Source organism: Acetomicrobium sp., assembly GCF_059026225.1.
The window spans coordinates 542850-560007 of the sequence record NZ_JBWQOQ010000007.1; the positions used below are offsets into that span (position 1 = coordinate 542850).

Annotated in this window: 19 protein-coding genes; 17 read left to right on the forward strand and 2 right to left on the reverse strand. The window is 43.5% G+C overall.

Annotated elements, in window-relative coordinates; genetic code table 11:
- Position 1: 1 nt before the first annotated feature.
- Genes AC5SXE_RS07135 through AC5SXE_RS07150 form a run of 4 tightly spaced genes read left to right on the forward strand, consistent with a single transcriptional unit; the run spans position 2 to position 4656 of the window.
- Positions 2 to 247: a DUF4911 domain-containing protein gene (locus AC5SXE_RS07135; RefSeq protein ID WP_323721533.1), complete on the forward strand. Its 246-nt coding sequence runs from the start codon at positions 2 to 4 to the stop codon at positions 245 to 247.
- Between the two features lie 4 nt (positions 248 to 251).
- Complete coding sequence (locus AC5SXE_RS07140) at positions 252 to 1616, forward strand: TldD/PmbA family protein (RefSeq protein WP_493917037.1); 1365 nt, start codon at positions 252 to 254, stop codon at positions 1614 to 1616.
- On the forward strand, positions 1617 to 3950 hold the full coding sequence (locus AC5SXE_RS07145; RefSeq protein ID WP_493917038.1) for a DNA translocase FtsK: 2334 nt from the start codon (positions 1617 to 1619) through the stop codon (positions 3948 to 3950). It abuts the gene before it with no gap.
- Positions 3931 to 4656, forward strand: coding sequence for a thiamine diphosphokinase (locus tag AC5SXE_RS07150; protein ID WP_323721536.1), 726 nt, complete (start codon positions 3931 to 3933; stop codon positions 4654 to 4656). Before AC5SXE_RS07145 ends, AC5SXE_RS07150 begins: the two co-directional genes overlap by 20 nt.
- Positions 4657 to 4668: 12 nt before the next feature.
- Here the strand turns inward: AC5SXE_RS07150 and rpmB are convergent, their stop codons facing one another.
- Entirely contained in the window at positions 4669 to 4863 is a 195-nt protein-coding gene (rpmB, locus tag AC5SXE_RS07155) for a 50S ribosomal protein L28 (protein WP_303882984.1), read from the reverse strand.
- Positions 4864 to 4964: 101 nt separating this feature from the next.
- Between rpmB and xseB the strand changes: the two genes are divergently transcribed.
- From xseB to rsfS, 13 genes are all read left to right on the forward strand, one after another.
- On the forward strand, positions 4965 to 5183 hold the full coding sequence (gene xseB, locus AC5SXE_RS07160; RefSeq protein ID WP_323721537.1) for an exodeoxyribonuclease VII small subunit: 219 nt from the start codon (positions 4965 to 4967) through the stop codon (positions 5181 to 5183).
- Positions 5180 to 6079, forward strand: coding sequence for a polyprenyl synthetase family protein (locus tag AC5SXE_RS07165; protein WP_323721538.1), 900 nt, complete (start codon positions 5180 to 5182; stop codon positions 6077 to 6079). The genes xseB and AC5SXE_RS07165 overlap by 4 nt, the downstream gene beginning before the upstream one ends.
- Positions 6080 to 6091: 12 nt before the next feature.
- Positions 6092 to 7969 carry a 1-deoxy-D-xylulose-5-phosphate synthase gene (dxs, locus tag AC5SXE_RS07170; protein ID WP_493917292.1) on the forward strand — a complete coding sequence of 626 codons (1878 nt, stop codon included), beginning with the start codon at positions 6092 to 6094 and terminating at the stop codon, positions 7967 to 7969.
- The gene (locus AC5SXE_RS07175; protein WP_323721539.1) at positions 7941 to 8744 is read left to right on the forward strand and encodes a TlyA family RNA methyltransferase; all 804 of its coding nucleotides are present in this window, start codon (positions 7941 to 7943) and stop codon (positions 8742 to 8744) included. The genes dxs and AC5SXE_RS07175 overlap by 29 nt, the downstream gene beginning before the upstream one ends.
- A gap of 11 nt (positions 8745 to 8755) precedes the next feature.
- Complete coding sequence (locus tag AC5SXE_RS07180; RefSeq protein ID WP_323721540.1) at positions 8756 to 9634, forward strand: NAD(+)/NADH kinase; 879 nt, start codon at positions 8756 to 8758, stop codon at positions 9632 to 9634.
- Between the two features lie 3 nt (positions 9635 to 9637).
- Positions 9638 to 11290, forward strand: a complete 1653-nt coding sequence (locus tag AC5SXE_RS07185; protein ID WP_323721541.1) for an AAA family ATPase — start codon at positions 9638 to 9640, stop codon at positions 11288 to 11290.
- A 156-nt stretch (positions 11291 to 11446) separates the two neighbouring features.
- A complete protein-coding gene (gene rplU, locus AC5SXE_RS07190) occupies positions 11447 to 11761 on the forward strand; it encodes a 50S ribosomal protein L21 (protein ID WP_416358722.1) in 315 nt (104 codons plus the stop codon).
- Positions 11761 to 12096, forward strand: a complete 336-nt coding sequence (locus AC5SXE_RS07195; protein WP_323721542.1) for a ribosomal-processing cysteine protease Prp — start codon at positions 11761 to 11763, stop codon at positions 12094 to 12096. Before rplU ends, AC5SXE_RS07195 begins: the two co-directional genes overlap by 1 nt.
- Positions 12093 to 12368 (forward strand): 50S ribosomal protein L27, encoded by a 276-nt coding sequence (gene rpmA, locus AC5SXE_RS07200; RefSeq protein WP_303882976.1) that lies wholly within the window; start codon positions 12093 to 12095, stop codon positions 12366 to 12368. The genes AC5SXE_RS07195 and rpmA overlap by 4 nt, the downstream gene beginning before the upstream one ends.
- 88 nt (positions 12369 to 12456) lie before the next feature.
- Positions 12457 to 13749: a GTPase ObgE gene (gene obgE / locus AC5SXE_RS07205; protein ID WP_493917039.1), complete on the forward strand. Its 1293-nt coding sequence runs from the start codon at positions 12457 to 12459 to the stop codon at positions 13747 to 13749.
- Between the two features lie 18 nt (positions 13750 to 13767).
- Positions 13768 to 14406, forward strand: coding sequence for a nicotinate-nucleotide adenylyltransferase (gene nadD / locus AC5SXE_RS07210; protein ID WP_416358723.1), 639 nt, complete (start codon positions 13768 to 13770; stop codon positions 14404 to 14406).
- Between the two features lie 5 nt (positions 14407 to 14411).
- A complete protein-coding gene (locus AC5SXE_RS07215; protein WP_493917040.1) occupies positions 14412 to 15701 on the forward strand; it encodes an LCP family protein in 1290 nt (429 codons plus the stop codon).
- A gap of 117 nt (positions 15702 to 15818) precedes the next feature.
- Positions 15819 to 16181 (forward strand): ribosome silencing factor, encoded by a 363-nt coding sequence (gene rsfS / locus AC5SXE_RS07220; RefSeq protein WP_493917293.1) that lies wholly within the window; start codon positions 15819 to 15821, stop codon positions 16179 to 16181.
- A 156-nt stretch (positions 16182 to 16337) separates the two neighbouring features.
- Here the strand turns inward: rsfS and tpiA are convergent, their stop codons facing one another.
- The gene (tpiA, locus tag AC5SXE_RS07225; protein ID WP_493917041.1) at positions 16338 to 17147 is read right to left on the reverse strand and encodes a triose-phosphate isomerase; all 810 of its coding nucleotides are present in this window, start codon (positions 17145 to 17147) and stop codon (positions 16338 to 16340) included.
- Positions 17148 to 17158: the final 11 nt, after the last annotated feature.

A 17158-nucleotide genomic window follows, 5' to 3' on the forward strand; every position in this document is an offset into this window, starting at 1 on the left:
TATGTCTAAAATTATCTTTTGCAAAATTTTGTTGCAAGTTCCGGAGTCAGAAATCTTCTACCTCAGCACCATCGTCGATAGTTACGATAATTTAGGTTATATCAGAAAAGAAGAGGCTCCAATCGGACATACATGGCTTTTCTTTTCTAACGACATGAAAGATGAAGTTTATGAGTTGCTTTTACTGCTTCAAGACGAAATTGAAGGTCTCAAAATAAAAGGGGAACCCATCGCGGTGGAGGTGTAATTTTTTGTCATTAAACATCCTTTCTGAAATATTGACAAACATTGGGAAAAAGCACGATCTTTTCTGCGATCTCTACATGCAGCGCTCAACGGGGCACTTCATAACAATTGAGGGTGGTAGAGTAGAGGAATTGGCTCATGGCACAATAGAGGGTTGTGGGTTCCGCATACTTCGTGGGAACGAAATGCACTTTATGCATACCCATAGGACAACAGCCAACACGGCAATAAGATTGATTTGCAATACAATCGAACCATTAGGCATAAAAGTAAAACTTCCTTCTGCCATCTCAGAAGAACCTTTAATAACAACAGGCGGTGGGGAAATCTCTCAGATTGATAGCGGACCTTTAAGAAATTTAGAAAAGGTTATATTGAATGAAAGTAAATACATCAAAAAAGTAACACTAAAACTGAGCACCTCGCAAAAAGAAATAGCCATAGTGGCAAGCAATGGCAACCTTGTACAAGAGGTAAGATATTTGACTCGCTTTGCCGCTCATGTCATTGTAGAAAGTGATGGCAAGCTTTTCTCTGGCTATAACGCCAGCGGATACAGCGTGCCATTAGACCGTTTTCTAAAATTAGCGAACATTGGATCAACAGCATTAAGTGCCGCTAAAAAGGCCCTCCTCGGACTGGAGTGCGTGCCTTGCCCGGCAGGCAAGATGCCAGTCGTATTATCTGGGGAGGCAGGAGGAACCATGATACATGAAGCTTGTGGACATGCCTTGGAAGGTGATATAGTATACAAAGATTACTCCCTATTTAAGGATAAAATTGGCGAGGAGGTTGCAAGCCCGGCAGTAAATTTGATAGACGACGCAACTATTAAAGATGCCTTCGGATCATATAAATACGATGACGAAGGTACTCCTTCGCAAAGGACCACGCTGATAGAAAATGGGATCTTGAAGGCCTATCTGTCAGATGTTTTCTGTAATAAAATGTGGGGACTTCCCCTCACGGGGAACGGAAGGAGAGAGTCGTACATGCGCCCTCCAACAGCACGAATGTCAAACACCTTCCTGCTCCCAGGCAGCGAAGAGCCGGAAAAAATCATCTCGCGCGTCCAATACGGTCTTTTCGCGAAAAAGATGGGTGGCGGAGAGACTAATCCAACTTCTGGCGACTTTGTATTCCACGTAGATGAGGGCTATTTGATCGAAGACGGAGAGGTAACAGTTCCGGTTAAGGGCGCGATTCTGGTGGGAAATAGTGCGCAAGTCCTAAAAAATACTTTAGCTGTAGGTAACGATCTTGGATTTGACGTGGGCCTTTGCGGTAAAAATGGACAGTATGTTCCCGTTACAGATGGTCAACCAACTATCCTCATCAAAGAGTTAGTTGTGGGAGGAAGCGACATATAGATGTCAAAACATTATTCACGAAAAACAAAAGGCAGGTCAAAAGACAAAAAGGGAATAACAAAAAAACTCGGTACATTTTTTGACAACGCCCAAAGAGCTGTCGACGATTTTTTTGAAGAAGAAAGACACCGCAAAAGAATAAAAAAAGCATCGAAGATGCTCGACTTCCTTCTTCTATTGGCGCTTTTTGCCATTATCTACTGCATGGCAAGTATCTTTACTCCCTGGACTGGCGCTGTTGGCGAAGCAATTAAGGAATTTATGACAGGCAAGTGGGGCTTAGCTTCTTTGATACCGCTATCTTTTTTGGGATATCTAAGCGTCGCTCTCTTAGTTAAACGCGAAATTCCTGCTTTCTTAGAACAACTAGTGGGAATGATCTTGTTTTTTTTGGCTGCTGAATTGCTATTAGGACTGATACTTATAAACAACCCAAAGTCCGCAAACATACATTTATGCGGAACATGGGGGCTTTTTATTGCGACCATATCTCTAAAAAGCGTCGGTCCTTTAGGTGTCTCCTTATTTGGATTAACGCTTGGCTTTTTCGTCTACTTTCTTTATGGTACCGGCAATTTCAGGGAATTTGTCGCTGCTTTTCGTAAATTGCTTTCAAATATACATGGCAAAATAAAGGATCTTTTCCGACCATTGTCCAGGCAAAAAAAAGCACCAAGCGAACCTGAATACAGAGAGAGGGAAATTAAATTATCCGATCTTTCCAAATTGCCTGAAAGTGAATTTTATAATACAGATGCAAAGAAGGGACTTGCAGTTGAAAGCGCATTTGACAAAAGACCTTATCGCGGAGAAAAAGAGGCGTACGCGCTATTTGAAGCAGATGATTCTGAAGATGGCTTCGTACTTCCCCCCGACTTCGAGCCTGGTAAGTTTCCTCCGCCCTTAGAGATACTAGGCGTACGAACCGATCACGACACGACGGCAGATATCAAGCCTACATTGGAAAAATACGGGGCAAAGATCATAGAAACCTTAGCCGAATTTGACATAGAATCGGAACTAGCGGACATTGTGCTGGGTCCTACGGTAATCCAGTTTCGGATACAAATTGCACCTGGCATCAAAGTTAGTAGGATTGCAGCCCTGTCAAACGATTTGGCTTTAGCCTTGGCTGTTCCAAGCCTTAGGGTAGAGGCACCAATACTTGGACAACCTTACGTTGGCATTGAAATCCCCAACCCCAAACGAAGGCCAGTACTCTTGAGAGATGTTATTGCGTCATCCGATTTCATGCAATCTAAATACGAACTGCCCCTACCTCTCGGACTGAAAGTCGATGGGACTCCTATGGTGGTAGGGCTTGAAAATCTTCCTCATTTACTCGTTGCCGGGACCACCGGATCGGGCAAGAGCGTATTTGTGTCGTCCTGTTTAATTGGGCTCTGCTTCGTAAGACGCCCCGATGAAGTCAAATTTCTTCTCGTTGATCCCAAAAGAGTAGAGATGACTCTTTTCGAGAAACTTCCTCACGTCCTGACTCCACCTATAGTGGAGACTAAAGAAGCCGTCGCAGCGCTAGCTTGGGCCACGAGTGAAATGGAACGAAGATACGAATTATTTGCAAAAACGAGAGTTAGAAATATAAAATCTTACAATGAAAAGGTATTGCCGAAAGACAGGTTATATAATCTCGTAATAATTGTTGATGAATTAGCTGATTTAATGATGACTTCCCCAAAGGAAGTGGAGGACTATATATGCAGGCTAGCTCAGATGGCAAGGGCCACGGGCATTCATCTTATTTTGGCAACACAGAGGCCTTCTGTAAACGTTGTTACAGGATTAATAAAGGCGAATTTCCCTGCACGAGTGGCCTTTACTTTGCCGTCACAAGCGGACTCAAGGACCATACTCGATGTTGGTGGAGCAGAAAAATTACTAGGAAGGGGAGACATGCTCTTCTTATCTCCTAAATTTGCAAAACCGGTTAGAATACAGGCACCGTGGGTGGAAGAGGAAGCTGTAATCAGGTTTATAAAATACACTATAAATATTTTTGGCGAACCGGAATATATAAACATTTCAGAGGGAGAGCAAGCAAGTTATGAAGCGATATATCTGGACGATCCATTGCTCGAGGAGGCCGTGGAGGTAGTATTAGCCACAGGAATCGCTTCAGCAAGTAGGCTACAACGCCAACTCAGGGTGGGATTTACCCGCGCTGCTCGACTAATAGATACTATGGAACAGCTTGGCATCGTTGGCCCTCAAGAAGGATCCAAACCAAGAGACATATTGCTCGACGAAGATAGAGCAAGAGAGGTTTTGTCTCAGGCATTAAGTGGTGATTGCGATGGAATTAATCGAGGTTGAAACTTTTGCAATTCAACGTACGCCTCCTTTCCTCGACGACAAAGTGCTGATTGTCGCAGGAGGCAAACCTCCAAACGACTTATGGTTTAAAAAGATATCAAAAGATTTTGACATTTGGGCAGTTGATGGGGGAGTCCGATATTGCAGAAAGCTTGACATCACACCTAAGGCACTTATAGGTGATGGAGACAGTTCTTCTTCCGGAGACTGGATTTGGGCCAAAAAAAGGGGCACAAAAGTCTGCAAGTACCCAAAAGATAAAGATTATACCGATCTACAGCTTACACTAATGCAAATCGGCGAAAGCTATAAATCGGCCTCTGTGTTTGTAACTGCAGGGCTGGGGGGACGATTAGACCATACGATGAGCAATGTCTTTAGTCTGCTCTGGGCCGAAAAGTGGGGAGTAAATGCCGCTGGTTTTATCGATGACGAGGAATCGCTGTTGCTTCTTAGGTGCGGTGAGGAGTTAAAGATTTTTTTTAAGGAAAGACCTTTGGCGATTTCTTTGTTATCTTTATCGCCGCAATCCCAAGGCGTATATTTAAGGGGGGTAAAATGGGAGCTAGAGGACGCTACCTTAAAGTTGGAAGAACCCTTCGCCATAAGCAACGAATTAAAACATGAAGAAAAAGTCGTTCATTTAAGGGTAGAGTCGGGATGTGTGGGAATTTACATTTGTCATCCTCGTGGTGGAGTGAAATAAAAAAGCGGGCTTTTAGATCGCCCGCTTTACCAAGCCAGAACGCAAACAACGCGTGCATGCCTTCATGCGCTTCTTAACACCGCCTCCCAAATCCACGTTAACTACTTGCAAGTTAACCAACCAGCGATGGCGAGTGCGACGGTTGGAATGACTGACCCTATTTCCAGTTATTGGACCACGCCCACAGAAATCGCATTTTCGAGCCATAAATCAAAACCTCCCTTGTTTGTTATAAAATAACAGCTATGGTATTTTAACATGCCTGACCAAAAAAAATCAAATAGTAATACTAGTCTGGAGGAATGATGATGTCATTTTCAAAGGATATTGAGGAATTGGAAAAAATTATCCAGCGCTTAGAAAAAGAAGCTTTGACCTTGGAAGAAGCAATGGAAATATTTGAACGTGGAATTACTTTGGTACGGAGTTGTCAAGCCTATTTGACAGAAGCACAGCAAAAGGTGTTGCTCGTCAGCGAGGAAGGCAACGAGTCAACTTGGGAGCAGCAGAAGGAGAATGAAAATTGAGCAGCGGAAGCGATCTGAAAACCCTATTTGAACGGAAAAAAGAGCTAATAGATGAATACTTAAGAGAAACGCTGTGCAAAAAGAAAATACCGGATATATTGGCTCAAAGCATTGCCTACTCCTTGCTGGATGGAGGCAAAAGGGTCAGGCCTGGGTTATGCGCGATCACAGCCGAGAGTCTAGGAATCAAGCCCAGCAGGGTGCTGCCTTTGGCTGCAGCCATTGAGATGGTGCATACTGCATCCTTAATACACGACGATTTACCTTGCATGGATAATGATGATTATAGACGGGGAAAGTTAACGAATCATAAGGTGTACGGCGAAGCTATGGCGGTGCTTGCAGGCGATTCTTTGCTAGCCTTCGCCTTTGAAATTTCGTTAAATGAACTGCCCAAACAAGGTTTTTCGCAAAGCCATATCCTTCGGGCGCTGAGCATATTATCAAATGCAATTGGACCATCTGGCATCTGCGGTGGTCAAGCTTTGGATATTACGCAAGAATATGGAGAAGATAATGAAGAATTCCTGTGGAAAATGAGCGAACTAAAAACGGCAACATTGCTACGGGCTTCCTTGACAGCTCCTGCAGCGCTGGTCGGTGTAGACGAACAGACAATGTCATGTTTACATAATTATGGGACACATATGGGAATATCCTTTCAAATCGTAGATGATATACTTGACGTGACGGGAACAATCTCAGAACTTGGCAAGACGCCCGGAAAGGATGAAGCATCCGGAAAGGTAACTTTTGTCTCCTTTTACGGGTTGCAAAAAGCAAAAGAACTGGCCTTAAATGAAACAAAAAAAGCTGTGGAGGCAATAACCCCTTTGGGCGAGAAGTTTAAGGTGTTTGTAGAGATCGTAGAGCATTTTACAAGGAGGTCTAGGTGAGGATTGACCTATATGTATTTAAATAAAATTACGGATTATAAAGACCTTCAAAGATTAAGATATACAGAGAAGCTTCGACTCTGTAATGAGATCAGGCATATGATAATAGAAGTTGTAACAAAAAATGGAGGACACTTAGCGTCATCTTTAGGAGCAGTAGAGTTGATCATTGCGCTGCTGTCTGTCTTTGACCCAATGAAGGACAAGATAGTATTTGATGTCGGCCATCAAAGTTACGCTTACAAGATACTTACGGGGCGCAAAAGCAACTTTCACACGCTCAGGCAATGGGGCGGTATAAGCGGTTTCCCAAAGAGGGAAGAAAGTCCATGCGATCATTTCAATACAGGGCATGCTGGTACCTCCATTTCTGCTGCAATAGGTTACGCAAAGGCTCGTGATCTGCTAAGCCAAAAACACGACGTAATAGCCGTCGTAGGAGATGCTTCAATCTCAAACGGCACATCCCTCGAGGCCTTAAATCAAATTGGCGAGCTTAAGACAAAATTAATAATCATTTTAAATGACAATAAAATGTCCATCAACGTTCCGATTGGAGGAGTTGCTAAACACTTAAGTCACATAAGCACTAATCCTTCCTACAAACGAGCAAAGGAAGCGATAAAACTGGCTTGCAAAAGCTTGCCTCTGGGTGGCGCTTTAATTGAAGATGCCCTAAAGAGATTGAAATATCAAGTAAAGACCATGTTTCAGCCGATTAACATGTTCGAAGCCCTGGGAATTAATTATTGGGGCCCTTTTAATGGCCACAACCTTGAAGAACTTGAAGAAGTCTTTAAATTGGCAAAGGTATTTGATGAATCCGTTTTAATACACGTGATAACCCAAAAAGGTAAAGGTTATGAACCCGCCGAAGAAGACCCGACTAAATACCATGGAGTATCACCGAAGACAACAACCTCTTTAGATTCTCCCGAGGATTCTATTTCATGGAGCAAAGCTACTGCCAAGTGTGCGGAAAAATTGGCCGAGAAAAACAATAAGATCCTTTGCCTCACCGCGGCGATGGAAGAGGGATGCAGTTTATCCGATTTCAAGAAAAGGTTTCCAAACAGATTTTTCGATGTCGGCATCGCAGAAGAACACTTGCTAACCTATGCCGCCGGATTAGCGGCGGGGGGGATGCAACCTATAGTGTTCATTTATTCTACTTTCTTACAACGAGCCATGGATCAACTTTGTCACGATATAGCCATGCAGGGGTTTCCGGTCATCATAGCCCTCGACAGATCCGGATTAGTAGGTGAGGATGGCGAAACCCATCAAGGATTACTTGACGTCCCGTGGTGTAAATCCATTCCAGGACTCATTATCGCCTCACCCAGAGATGTGGTGGACTTAGAGTACATGTTCACATGCCTTATCGAGAACTGCGATAGCCCGGGTATAATAAGATACCCCAAGGGTGAAGCGCCGAGATCCCTGGCGAGAAAAAAAGGAGGCCTTCCATCGCAATGGCTCAAGGCCGAGGTTTTGCGCGAAGGAGAAGAAGTTCTTTTAATAGGATATGGAAGTACCATTCCGATGTTATTAGAATCTAGCGAAGAGATTAGAAAAACCTTAGGATTTGAATCCACTGTGGTTGATCTAAGGTTCATAAAACCGCTGGATTTGAAGACATTAAAAGAATTATTTGCCGCACATTCTTTAGCTGTAATGGCAGAAGAAGAGTACGCAATCGGCGGAGCAGGCGAGCAATTGTCCTGCCTTGCTTTCAAAGAAAATAAAGACTTGCAGTGGATTCATTTGGCCGTGCCCGACACATACATTTCACATGGAACGAGAGACGAGCAGCTGCAACATGTCGGGCTTAACAGCAATGAGGTGGTGAAAAGAGTAAGTGAGCATCTCAAAACAGCGTCTCGATAAACTGCTGATCGAACGAGGTTTTGTGAATAGCAGGAACAAAGCAATAGCCCTGATATTGACCGGAAAAGTAAAGGTCGATGGGAAAGTTGTCGTTAAAGCCGGCACACAGGTCAATGTAGCTTCACAATTGGAAATAATCCAACAGGATAAATGGGTAAGTAGAGGTGCTTACAAACTCCTCAAGGCATTAGATTGTTTCGATGTAGATCCAAAAGACGCGATATGCTTCGACGTTGGGGCATCCACTGGTGGCTTTACGCAAGTATTACTTGAGAGAGGCGCCAAAAAAGTTTATGCCATTGACGTGGGTTATGGACAGTTAGCGTGGACATTAAGACAAGACAAACGCGTTGTAGTGCGCGAAAAAACAAACGCAAGGTATCTGCGCAAAGAGGATTTCGATGAGGAAGCCGATTTAATCGTTGTTGATGTTTCCTTCATCTCATTAAAACTAATAATACCGGTATTGGCAAAATTACTGTCCGCCAGAGGAGATATCCTGGCCCTTATAAAGCCTCAATTCGAAATAGGAAGGAAATATGTTGGAAGAGGGGGCGTCGTAGCTGACCCCTTGTTGCACGAGAAGGTATTAAAGGATGTTGTATGCTACGTTACGAATATTCCACCGTTAAATGTGGTTGGATTAACTCACTCGCCCATTAAAGGCCCTAAGGGCAATATCGAATTTCTCTTGCACGCAACGGCTAGGCCTAAAGATCCTCTTCCCTTAGATTTCATGGAGATTGTCAATGCTGCTCACTTCGAACTCACTTAGGAGGGAAGCCTGTGAATCAAATCCTTTTGATAGTAAACACTAGAAAACCAGCAGCTTTAAAACTAGCTTACAAACTAATAGGATGGAGCCAGAAAAAAGGTGTCAACTTCGTGGCACCTTCTCACGAATCAGCCCTGCTTGGACTACCCGAATACGATTGGAGCTTGCCATCTGACTCGGTCAAATTTGGGGTAGTTCTTGGAGGAGATGGGACGTTCTTAAGGGCTGCTCGGATGGTGATGGACTACAATATTCCTTTGTATGGCATCAACGCAGGTCGCCTTGGTTTTTTGGTGACCGGTGATCCCGAAAAGGCTGAGGAAGAAGTTGAAAGAATTTTATCTGGCGAATATAGAATTCAGAAACGCAGGGTGCTAAAGGGAAGCGTTACGCGTAAAGGCAATCTTGTTCATGTGTTGTACGCATTAAATGATCTGGTTGTTACTAAAGGCCCGTTGGCTCGATTGATAGAGGTGGAATCACGGGTAAATGACTACTTTTTGAGCCTGCTGCCAGCAGATGGCATTATAATATCAACACCTACTGGCTCAACAGCATACGCGCTGTCGGCAGGAGGACCAATTTTACCGCCTCACGTAGATGCAATGGTCATGGTTCCTATATGTCCACACACTTTATACGCGAGGACTTTGGTCCTAGGACCCGATGATATGATTTCCCTGATACCCAAAAGCGATCAAAAAGAGATATATCTCACTCAAGATGGCCAATTGGGCTACGAACTTATGGTCAAAGACAGGATCGATATATCGCTTGCTAAGGACAAAAACGTTTTAACCATAGAACTGCCCGAAGATAACTACTTCGACCTTCTGAGAGAAAAGCTGCAGTGGGGTAACATGCGCATTCGCCAAACCGAGGAGGAATAGTAAGTGCTAGAGGAACTTAACGTGAAAAATATAGGGGGTATAACCACTGCCTCCCTAAAACTTCAAGGCAACTTCACTGCCGTCACAGGTGAAAGCGGTGCAGGCAAGAGTAGCCTGGTTCGGGCATTGGAGTTACTAGCAGGCAAAAGAGCCCAAGTTAGCTACTTGCGTGTAGGCGAAGCGTTAGGCGAGGTGGAAGGAGCTTTTTTAGCGGATCACATTCCGTCTCTTCCCGAAGAACTTCAGCCACAAGAGGGAGTATGGGTCGTAAAACGCGTCGTTACATCAGAAGGTAGGAGCAAATCTTACATCCAAGGACATGTCGTCCCCTTAAATGTATTATCGAGAGCAATGACACATTTCATGCACGTACAAAGTCAGTTCTCCCAACTGGACTTACTTGATGAAAACAATCAACTGGACTTACTTGATAGTTACGGTGGCGTAAAGTTATTGCAAAAAAAGATGGCCTTGGCAGATATTTTTCACAAAGCCGTAGAAATGGAAAGAAAGATCCAGGACCTTTATCGAAAAAGAAAGAGGGTTGAAGAGCGTTACAATGGAGCAGTGGAGCTAATCCAGTTGCTAAAAGAACTGAATCCTTCTCTTTCCAGCGAATACGAGTGGGAAAATGAATTAAGGATTGTAAAAGAAGCAATAAGCAGAAGAGAAGAACTTGAAAGTATATTGATTGTCCTTGAGGGAGGAATGGCATCAAGCGGACTTGAAGGAGAACTGGAGAACATATCTTTGCAACTTAAGTCGGTAATAGGCTCAAATGAAGACATTGAACAAACGAGTCAAAGTGTTTTAATGGCTTTGCAGCAGTTAATACGTCAGATTAGGGAACTTATTTCAAGTAAGACATCGCTTGAAGAGTTAAAAAGAAGACATGAAGAACTCGAATGCAAGCTTGGCAGCTTAAGGAAGTGCAAACGCATAGCCCGTGTTTCCACTATGGAAGAACTCGTCGAATACTATACCGCCGCAGAAAGGGAAATATCTTGGCTGTCAGAAAGCCTTGCAGAGATCGAGACCCTGAAAGAAAAATTAAACAAATTAAAAAAGGACGTGAGTCAACATGCTCTTGACTTACGATCTTTAAGAACTGAAATAGCCAAACAATTGGAGGAAACAGTTAATTCACACTTAAGGGACTTGGGAATGGAAAGTACAAGGCTCACTGTATATATCGAGGAAATGAAAAAGGTTCGCGCAAATGGAGCAGAAACTGTTAGTTTCATGATAGAGACAGATAATAATCTTCCTGCACCTATATCTAAAGTGGCTTCGGGCGGCGAGCTAAGTCGCATATTATTAGCGCTGCAGATGGCGCTTCCCGAAGAAGTCCTGCCAAAACTTCTGGTAGTAGACGAAGTAGAAGCAGGACTGGGCGGTAAAGCCGCCTTGCTCACCGGACTTAAACTCAAAGAGCTTTCAACTAAATGCCAAATCATCCTCATTACACATGAAGCCACTATAGCCTCCCTTGCGGATCAACATTTTCGCGTCACGAAGGAAGGCGAAGAATCGTACGTCAAGGAGCTAAACGATGAAGAAAGAGTACAGGAAATTGCACGCATGTTATCTGGAACGAGCGAGATAAGAGAGGCCATTGCCCATGCCATGCGGTTGTTAAATTTGCGCAAAAGATGATGAATAAGACTTTTGTTATTGACTTCAAGGGCCTTCTTGTTTAAAATGCATGAGTCCCAATCGAATATATCGAATATAAAGTGGCAATAACCGCTTGAGACGGGTTTCTCAAGGCAATTGCCGCCCGAAATGCTCAGCGAGAGGAGGCAAAAAACATTGACTTACGCTATTATAGAAACAGGAGGAAAACAATACCGCGTCTCACCAGGGGACATATTGAAGATCGAAAAGATTGAGGGAAAACCAGGCGATGTAGTTGAACTTGACGGTGTGCTAATGGTATCCGACGATCAAGGGGTAAAGGTTGGCAATCCCACAATCCCAGGAGCTCGCGTCGAAGCGTCCATCAAGGCACACGGCAAAGGTAAGAAGGTCACAGTATTTAAGTTCAAGAACAAAAGGAACTATCAAAGATTCAAGAGCCATCGTCAACCCTACTCAGAGATCGAAATCTTATCCGTGAAGCATTAATGATCGAAATTAACGTATTGATGGGCAAAAAGGGACCCCTATCCATCGAAGTCAAGGGTCACAGCGGATATGCACCTGAAGGCGAGGACATCGTTTGCGCAGCGGTATCGACGTTGATGTATGCTTTGCTCTTAGGACTAAAGGAAGTAATAGGTATATGCGATATAACTTCTGAGATAAACGATGAGATTCCCAAGTTTTCGATCCTTTGGAATGAAAAAAACATGAGCGACGATAGGACAAGGGCAGTCATAGATACCATACTTAAAAGCTTAAAGTACATCGCCGGGGCATATCCAAAGTATGTGCACATTGTGGAGGTGAATAAAAGTTGAAATTCAATATACAGCTATTTGCTCACAAAAAAGGGCAAGGTAGCAGCCAAAACGGCCGCGATAGCGTCGGCAAGAGGCTCGGAGTAAAAAGGTTTGGCGGGCAAATCGTCAGCCCGGGGAGCATAATTATTCGCCAACGCGGTACTAAAGTACATCCAGGCCAAAATGTTGGGATGGGAAAGGACCATACGCTTTTCGCACTCACAACGGGACTAGTGAAGTTTGAGAATAAGAAAAATAGAAAGTACGTCAGTGTTATTCCCGTTGACTAATAATAGAGTAGTGGAGTGGCGAATGCTGGAATAGGGGCCTATTGTATGGGGGGTCCCTATTCTATTGCAGGTATACAGGTGATGTGAATTGAAGTTCATTGATAGAGCTGAAATAAATGTTCATGCAGGTCGTGGTGGCAACGGATGCATGAGCTTTAGGAGAGAAAAATATATCCCAAAAGGTGGCCCAGATGGCGGAAACGGAGGAAGAGGGGGAAACGTTTACATTAAAGCAACGGACAGGTTGCAAACCCTCGAGGATTTTACTTATAAGACGCAGTTTAAGGCACAATCAGGGGAAGAGGGGCGAAGAGCAAACCAATCCGGCAAGGATGGCGAAGATTTAATAATTGAAGTTCCTTGCGGAACGGTAGTTTGGGATGCCGAAACCGGTGAGCCCTTGGGCGATTTGGTAGAATCAGGAGACACATTGCTCGTTGCCCTTGGAGGCAGAGGGGGCAGGGGCAATGCGACCTTTGCCACATCAACGAACCAAGCCCCTCGGTTTTCGGAAAAGGGAGAAGCCGGGCAATCCAGGCACTTAATCTTAGAGCTTAAAATACTAGCCGACGTCGGGATTGTAGGTCTTCCTAATGTGGGAAAGTCAAGTCTATTGGCTTGTCTATCCAGCGCTAGGCCAAAGATAGGTAGTTACCCATTTACAACCCTAAACCCTAACCTGGGCGTCTTGCAATTGGGAGAGAAACGCATAACCTTGGCCGATATTCCTGGCCTAATAGACGGTGCCTCTGTAAATAAAGGCCTAGGTTTATTGTTTTTGAGACACATAGAACGAACAAAATTAATTCTGTACGTCATAGATTTATCTAGTAATTCAATTGAGGATTTAAACAGACAGTGGAACGTTTTGCAAAAAGAAATAATTAACTACAACCCGGAGATATTAAAAAAACCATCCATGTTGATTGCTAATAAAACCGACTTAGTTAATGATTCTTCTTTTCTCGAGCAAGTAGCTCAATGGGCGAAGAAAATCGAGCAAGAAGTCTGTTTTACTAGCGCCATCACAAGACAAGGAATTGACAAACTTTCTTCTTTACTTTTGCAAAACCTTTCGAATTTAGACTCGGGAGGCAGGCAAAGGCTTTATCCTCTTAAACACGCAGTGAGAGGACGTATTTTACGACCTTCAGAAATTGAAATCGAACCTCTCGGCGAGGGTAAATTTAGGGTAGTTAATCAATATCTCGAGGAGCTGGCTAGTAGATACGACTTTAGCCAAGATGAAGCGATTATACGTTTTAGCAAAATCATAGCTCGATTAGGAGTTGAAGAATCACTGGCCAAGATGGGTGCTAAAGACGGCGACACGGTTTATATAGGAGAATTGGAGTTCGAGTATAAACCAGACATCGAATAAAAAAGAGGGGGTGCCGCCTTGCCTCAAATACGTTCAAATTTTATGAGCAGGATAAAAGTAGGAATCATGGGGGGGACCTTTGATCCCATTCACTTTGGCCACTTGGTGGTTGCAGAGGAGGCTTACACCTCGTTAAATCTATCCGAGGTAATTTTCGTGCCTACTGGAAATCCTCCCCATAAAAAATTTAAGATGGTAACTCCAGCAGAGGATCGCTATATTATGACCTGTATGGCCATAGTTGATAATCCTCATTTTAAAATTTCTAAAATCGAAATAGAACGTGAAGGCACATCGCACACTATCGATACGTTGCGAGAAATGAGACATTGGTATTTGCCCAAAGAGGTCGAGTTCTTTTTCATAACTGGTATAGATGCAGTGTTGCAAATGACCTCATGGAAGGAACCCTCTGCTATAGCAAAAATAGCTCACATTGTGGCCGCCTCTAGGCCGGGTTATAACATTTCGCAACTAGAGTCTTTACCCGAGGATATCAGAGAAGCTGTCATACCGCTTGAAATTCCTTTGTTAGCCATCTCGAGCACGGAAATAAGACGACGCATCGCTGCTGGTCAAAGCATCAGATACTTTTTGCCTTGGACCGTCGAACACTATATTTACAAGAAAAACCTTTATTCTCTAGAGGGAAGGTGACCCCTTTGACTAAATCACGAATTGCTCTCTTGGTATTAGCCTTAGTCATTGCAACTATCGGAGGAGCTTACGTACGTCTTCACAGCTACTTCGCGCCCAACCTAGAATCAATCAAAGGAACAGTGCGCCACGATGAACGAACTGGCAAGATAAATATATGTATTATCGGAAAGGATGATACCGAAAATTCACAACGCCCTGATACAATTCTTTTTACAGTATTGGATATCGATAATAAAAGCGTTCAAGTGTTATCAATTCCAAGAGATACAAGAGTTCAAATTCCGGGTCACGGCTGGAACAAAATAAACCACGCCTATCCCTATGGGGGTGTAAATTTGCTCAGCAGGACCCTCATAAATTATCTAGGAATGCCCATTCATTACCATATCGAGCTAGATTACAGTACGTTTCCTAAGATAGTGGACATGTTAGGAGGAGTAGATATTTATGTCGAAAAAAAACTCCAGTATGTAGACAGAGCCGCTGGCCTTTATATCGATATTCCCAAAGGGCTACAACACATGGATGGAGAAACGGCATTGAAGTTCGTCAGATTTCGACATGACGCTTTAGGAGACATAGGAAGGATCAAAAGGCAACAACAATTTATGAAGGCCTTGCTTCAGAAAATATTCGATCAAGCTATAAGCACTAAAATGCCCTTCTTGCTCAAGGAAATTCTGCAAACCGTTCAAACGGATTTGCCAGTGGAAGAGGCGCTGAAATTAGCGATGTATTTTAAGGACGTATCGTCTGACAACATCAGGTTTTTTACCCTACCAGGCAAACCGGCGGTTTTATCAGGAGTGAGTTATTGGCTGGGAGACGTAAACAGAGCTTTGGCAATACTTTCCACACCTCCCAGCGAATCTGAACCCACAGAAACAGTGAATGCTCAAGTGAATGGAGTAGTGTCATCAGGGCAATCTGGAGAAAAACCTGAGACTCCAACAATCGACAGAATGACAATAGGTCGAAGCATAACAAACAGGATTGCCATTCTTAATGGTGATGGAACTCCTAAATTGGCGACACAACTAGCTGACTTATTACAACGTTATGGTATAGACATAGCCTACAAAAGCAATGCAAGACATTTTGATTATCATTACACCTCTATTTTGCATCCTCGAAACTTGGACAATGAAGCTAAAATGCTTGGCAAACTGCTGGGGATCCCAAACAATCTAATAAAGCCGAGCGATGGATCATCCTACCTTACGATCATTATAGGACATGATTACAAATCCATTTTTGCTCGATTGGAAAGCCAGCTGCAAGGCATTCAATGACCACCAAGATAATGACAATCGAAATAACCAATCCAATAAGTTATAATATGTGTGAACACGATCATAATTTAAAAAAAGGAGAGGTGATTTGGCATCCGCAAGTACAAAGAAGATTTAATAAAACAGTATGAGTGGATACCCAAGGCTCTGGCTTCAAAAAAGGCAGAAAATATCATATCAATGGACGTAAGTGATGTTTCTGGATTCACCGATGTATTTTTCATAACCAGCAGCAATTCCGATACCCACATGAAGGCGCTTTTGGATATCGTCACCGAAGCCTTAGAGGCTCATCACGTACAATACGTCGTCGAGGGCAAGAATAGTAGTTTGTGGCGTCTGATAGACTGTGGCGACGTAATAATACATATATTTAGCTCTGAGGGCAGACAGTTTTATGACTTGGAGCGCATCTGGGGAGATGCACCTCAAATACAGTTCGACGAAGAGGGAGAGCTTGTTCTAGCAGTTAATGTTTAAATATAACATATGTTAAGCAATAATAAAGGCGAAAGATCGCGGCTTCACATGCTGGCCTTTCGCCTTTATCTTGTTTTCATATGTCCTATAATGTATCTTATGTTACATTAAGGCTAAAATTCCCGGTTCTTACAATGCCCCACACATTCCCACACATCATAATAATACATCGGTTGTATTTTTAACAATTTTAAGAAAACTTTCTACGTCCAAGGAAGCACCACCGATTAGAGCTCCATCAATGTCTGTTTGAGACATCAAGCCCTTAGTGTTGTCAGGTTTCACGCTACCGCCATAAAGTATGCGAACATTTTGGGCCGCCGTAGAACCGAACTTATCACCAATAAACCTCCTTATAAAGAGGCACATCCTTTGAGCATCTTCATCGCTGGCCTTACGGCCCGTTCCAATGGCCCACACTGGCTCGTAAGCTATAATTACATCACCCTCAAGATTTGGATGCCCTGTAAGGCCTCTAAACGCCTCTTCTAGCTGTTCTTCGACAACAGATTCGGTTATGCCCCTGTCTCTTTCTTCAAGCGTTTCCCCCACGCATAAGATGGGCTTAAGTCCTGTGTTGAGAGCCTTTTTCATCTTCTTGCCTATCATTTCATTCGTTTCTTGAAATATGTGACGTCTTTCACTATGTCCAAGGATAACATATTCACAGCCTACCTCTTTGAGCATCTCTCCCGATACCTCACCTGTAAAGGCACCATTATCCTCCCAGTGCATGTTTTGTGCACCTAATGACATGGGGATGCCGGAGATAGAAATGCCTTTTTTAGCACGCTCAAGACTTACAAAGGGCGGAAAAACGCCAATTTCAATTATCCCAGCTTTTACGGCCTTTGACAGGGATTCGTTGTCATGTATCGTTGAGGCCAAATTTTTAATGAAATTTTCGGCCTCCAAGGGGCCCTTATTCATCTTCCAGTTGCCAGCCAAAAAAGGAACGCGATTCACCGTGTAACCCT

Excerpts from the sequence above, each read along its gene's own strand:
- AC5SXE_RS07135 (WP_323721533.1), top strand. The coding sequence starts at position 2 with ATGTCTAAAATTATCTTTTGCAAAATTTTGTTGCAAGTTCCGGAGTCA.
- AC5SXE_RS07145 (WP_493917038.1), top strand. The coding sequence starts at position 1,617 with ATGTCAAAACATTATTCACGAAAAACAAAAGGCAGGTCAAAAGACAAA.
- AC5SXE_RS07150 (WP_323721536.1), top strand. The coding sequence starts at position 3,931 with ATGGAATTAATCGAGGTTGAAACTTTTGCAATTCAACGTACGCCTCCT.
- rpmB (WP_303882984.1), bottom strand. The coding sequence starts at position 4,863 with ATGGCTCGAAAATGCGATTTCTGTGGGCGTGGTCCAATAACTGGAAAT.
- xseB (WP_323721537.1), top strand. The coding sequence starts at position 4,965 with ATGTCATTTTCAAAGGATATTGAGGAATTGGAAAAAATTATCCAGCGC.
- dxs (WP_493917292.1), top strand. The coding sequence starts at position 6,092 with ATGTATTTAAATAAAATTACGGATTATAAAGACCTTCAAAGATTAAGA.
- AC5SXE_RS07195 (WP_323721542.1), top strand. The coding sequence starts at position 11,761 with ATGATCGAAATTAACGTATTGATGGGCAAAAAGGGACCCCTATCCATC.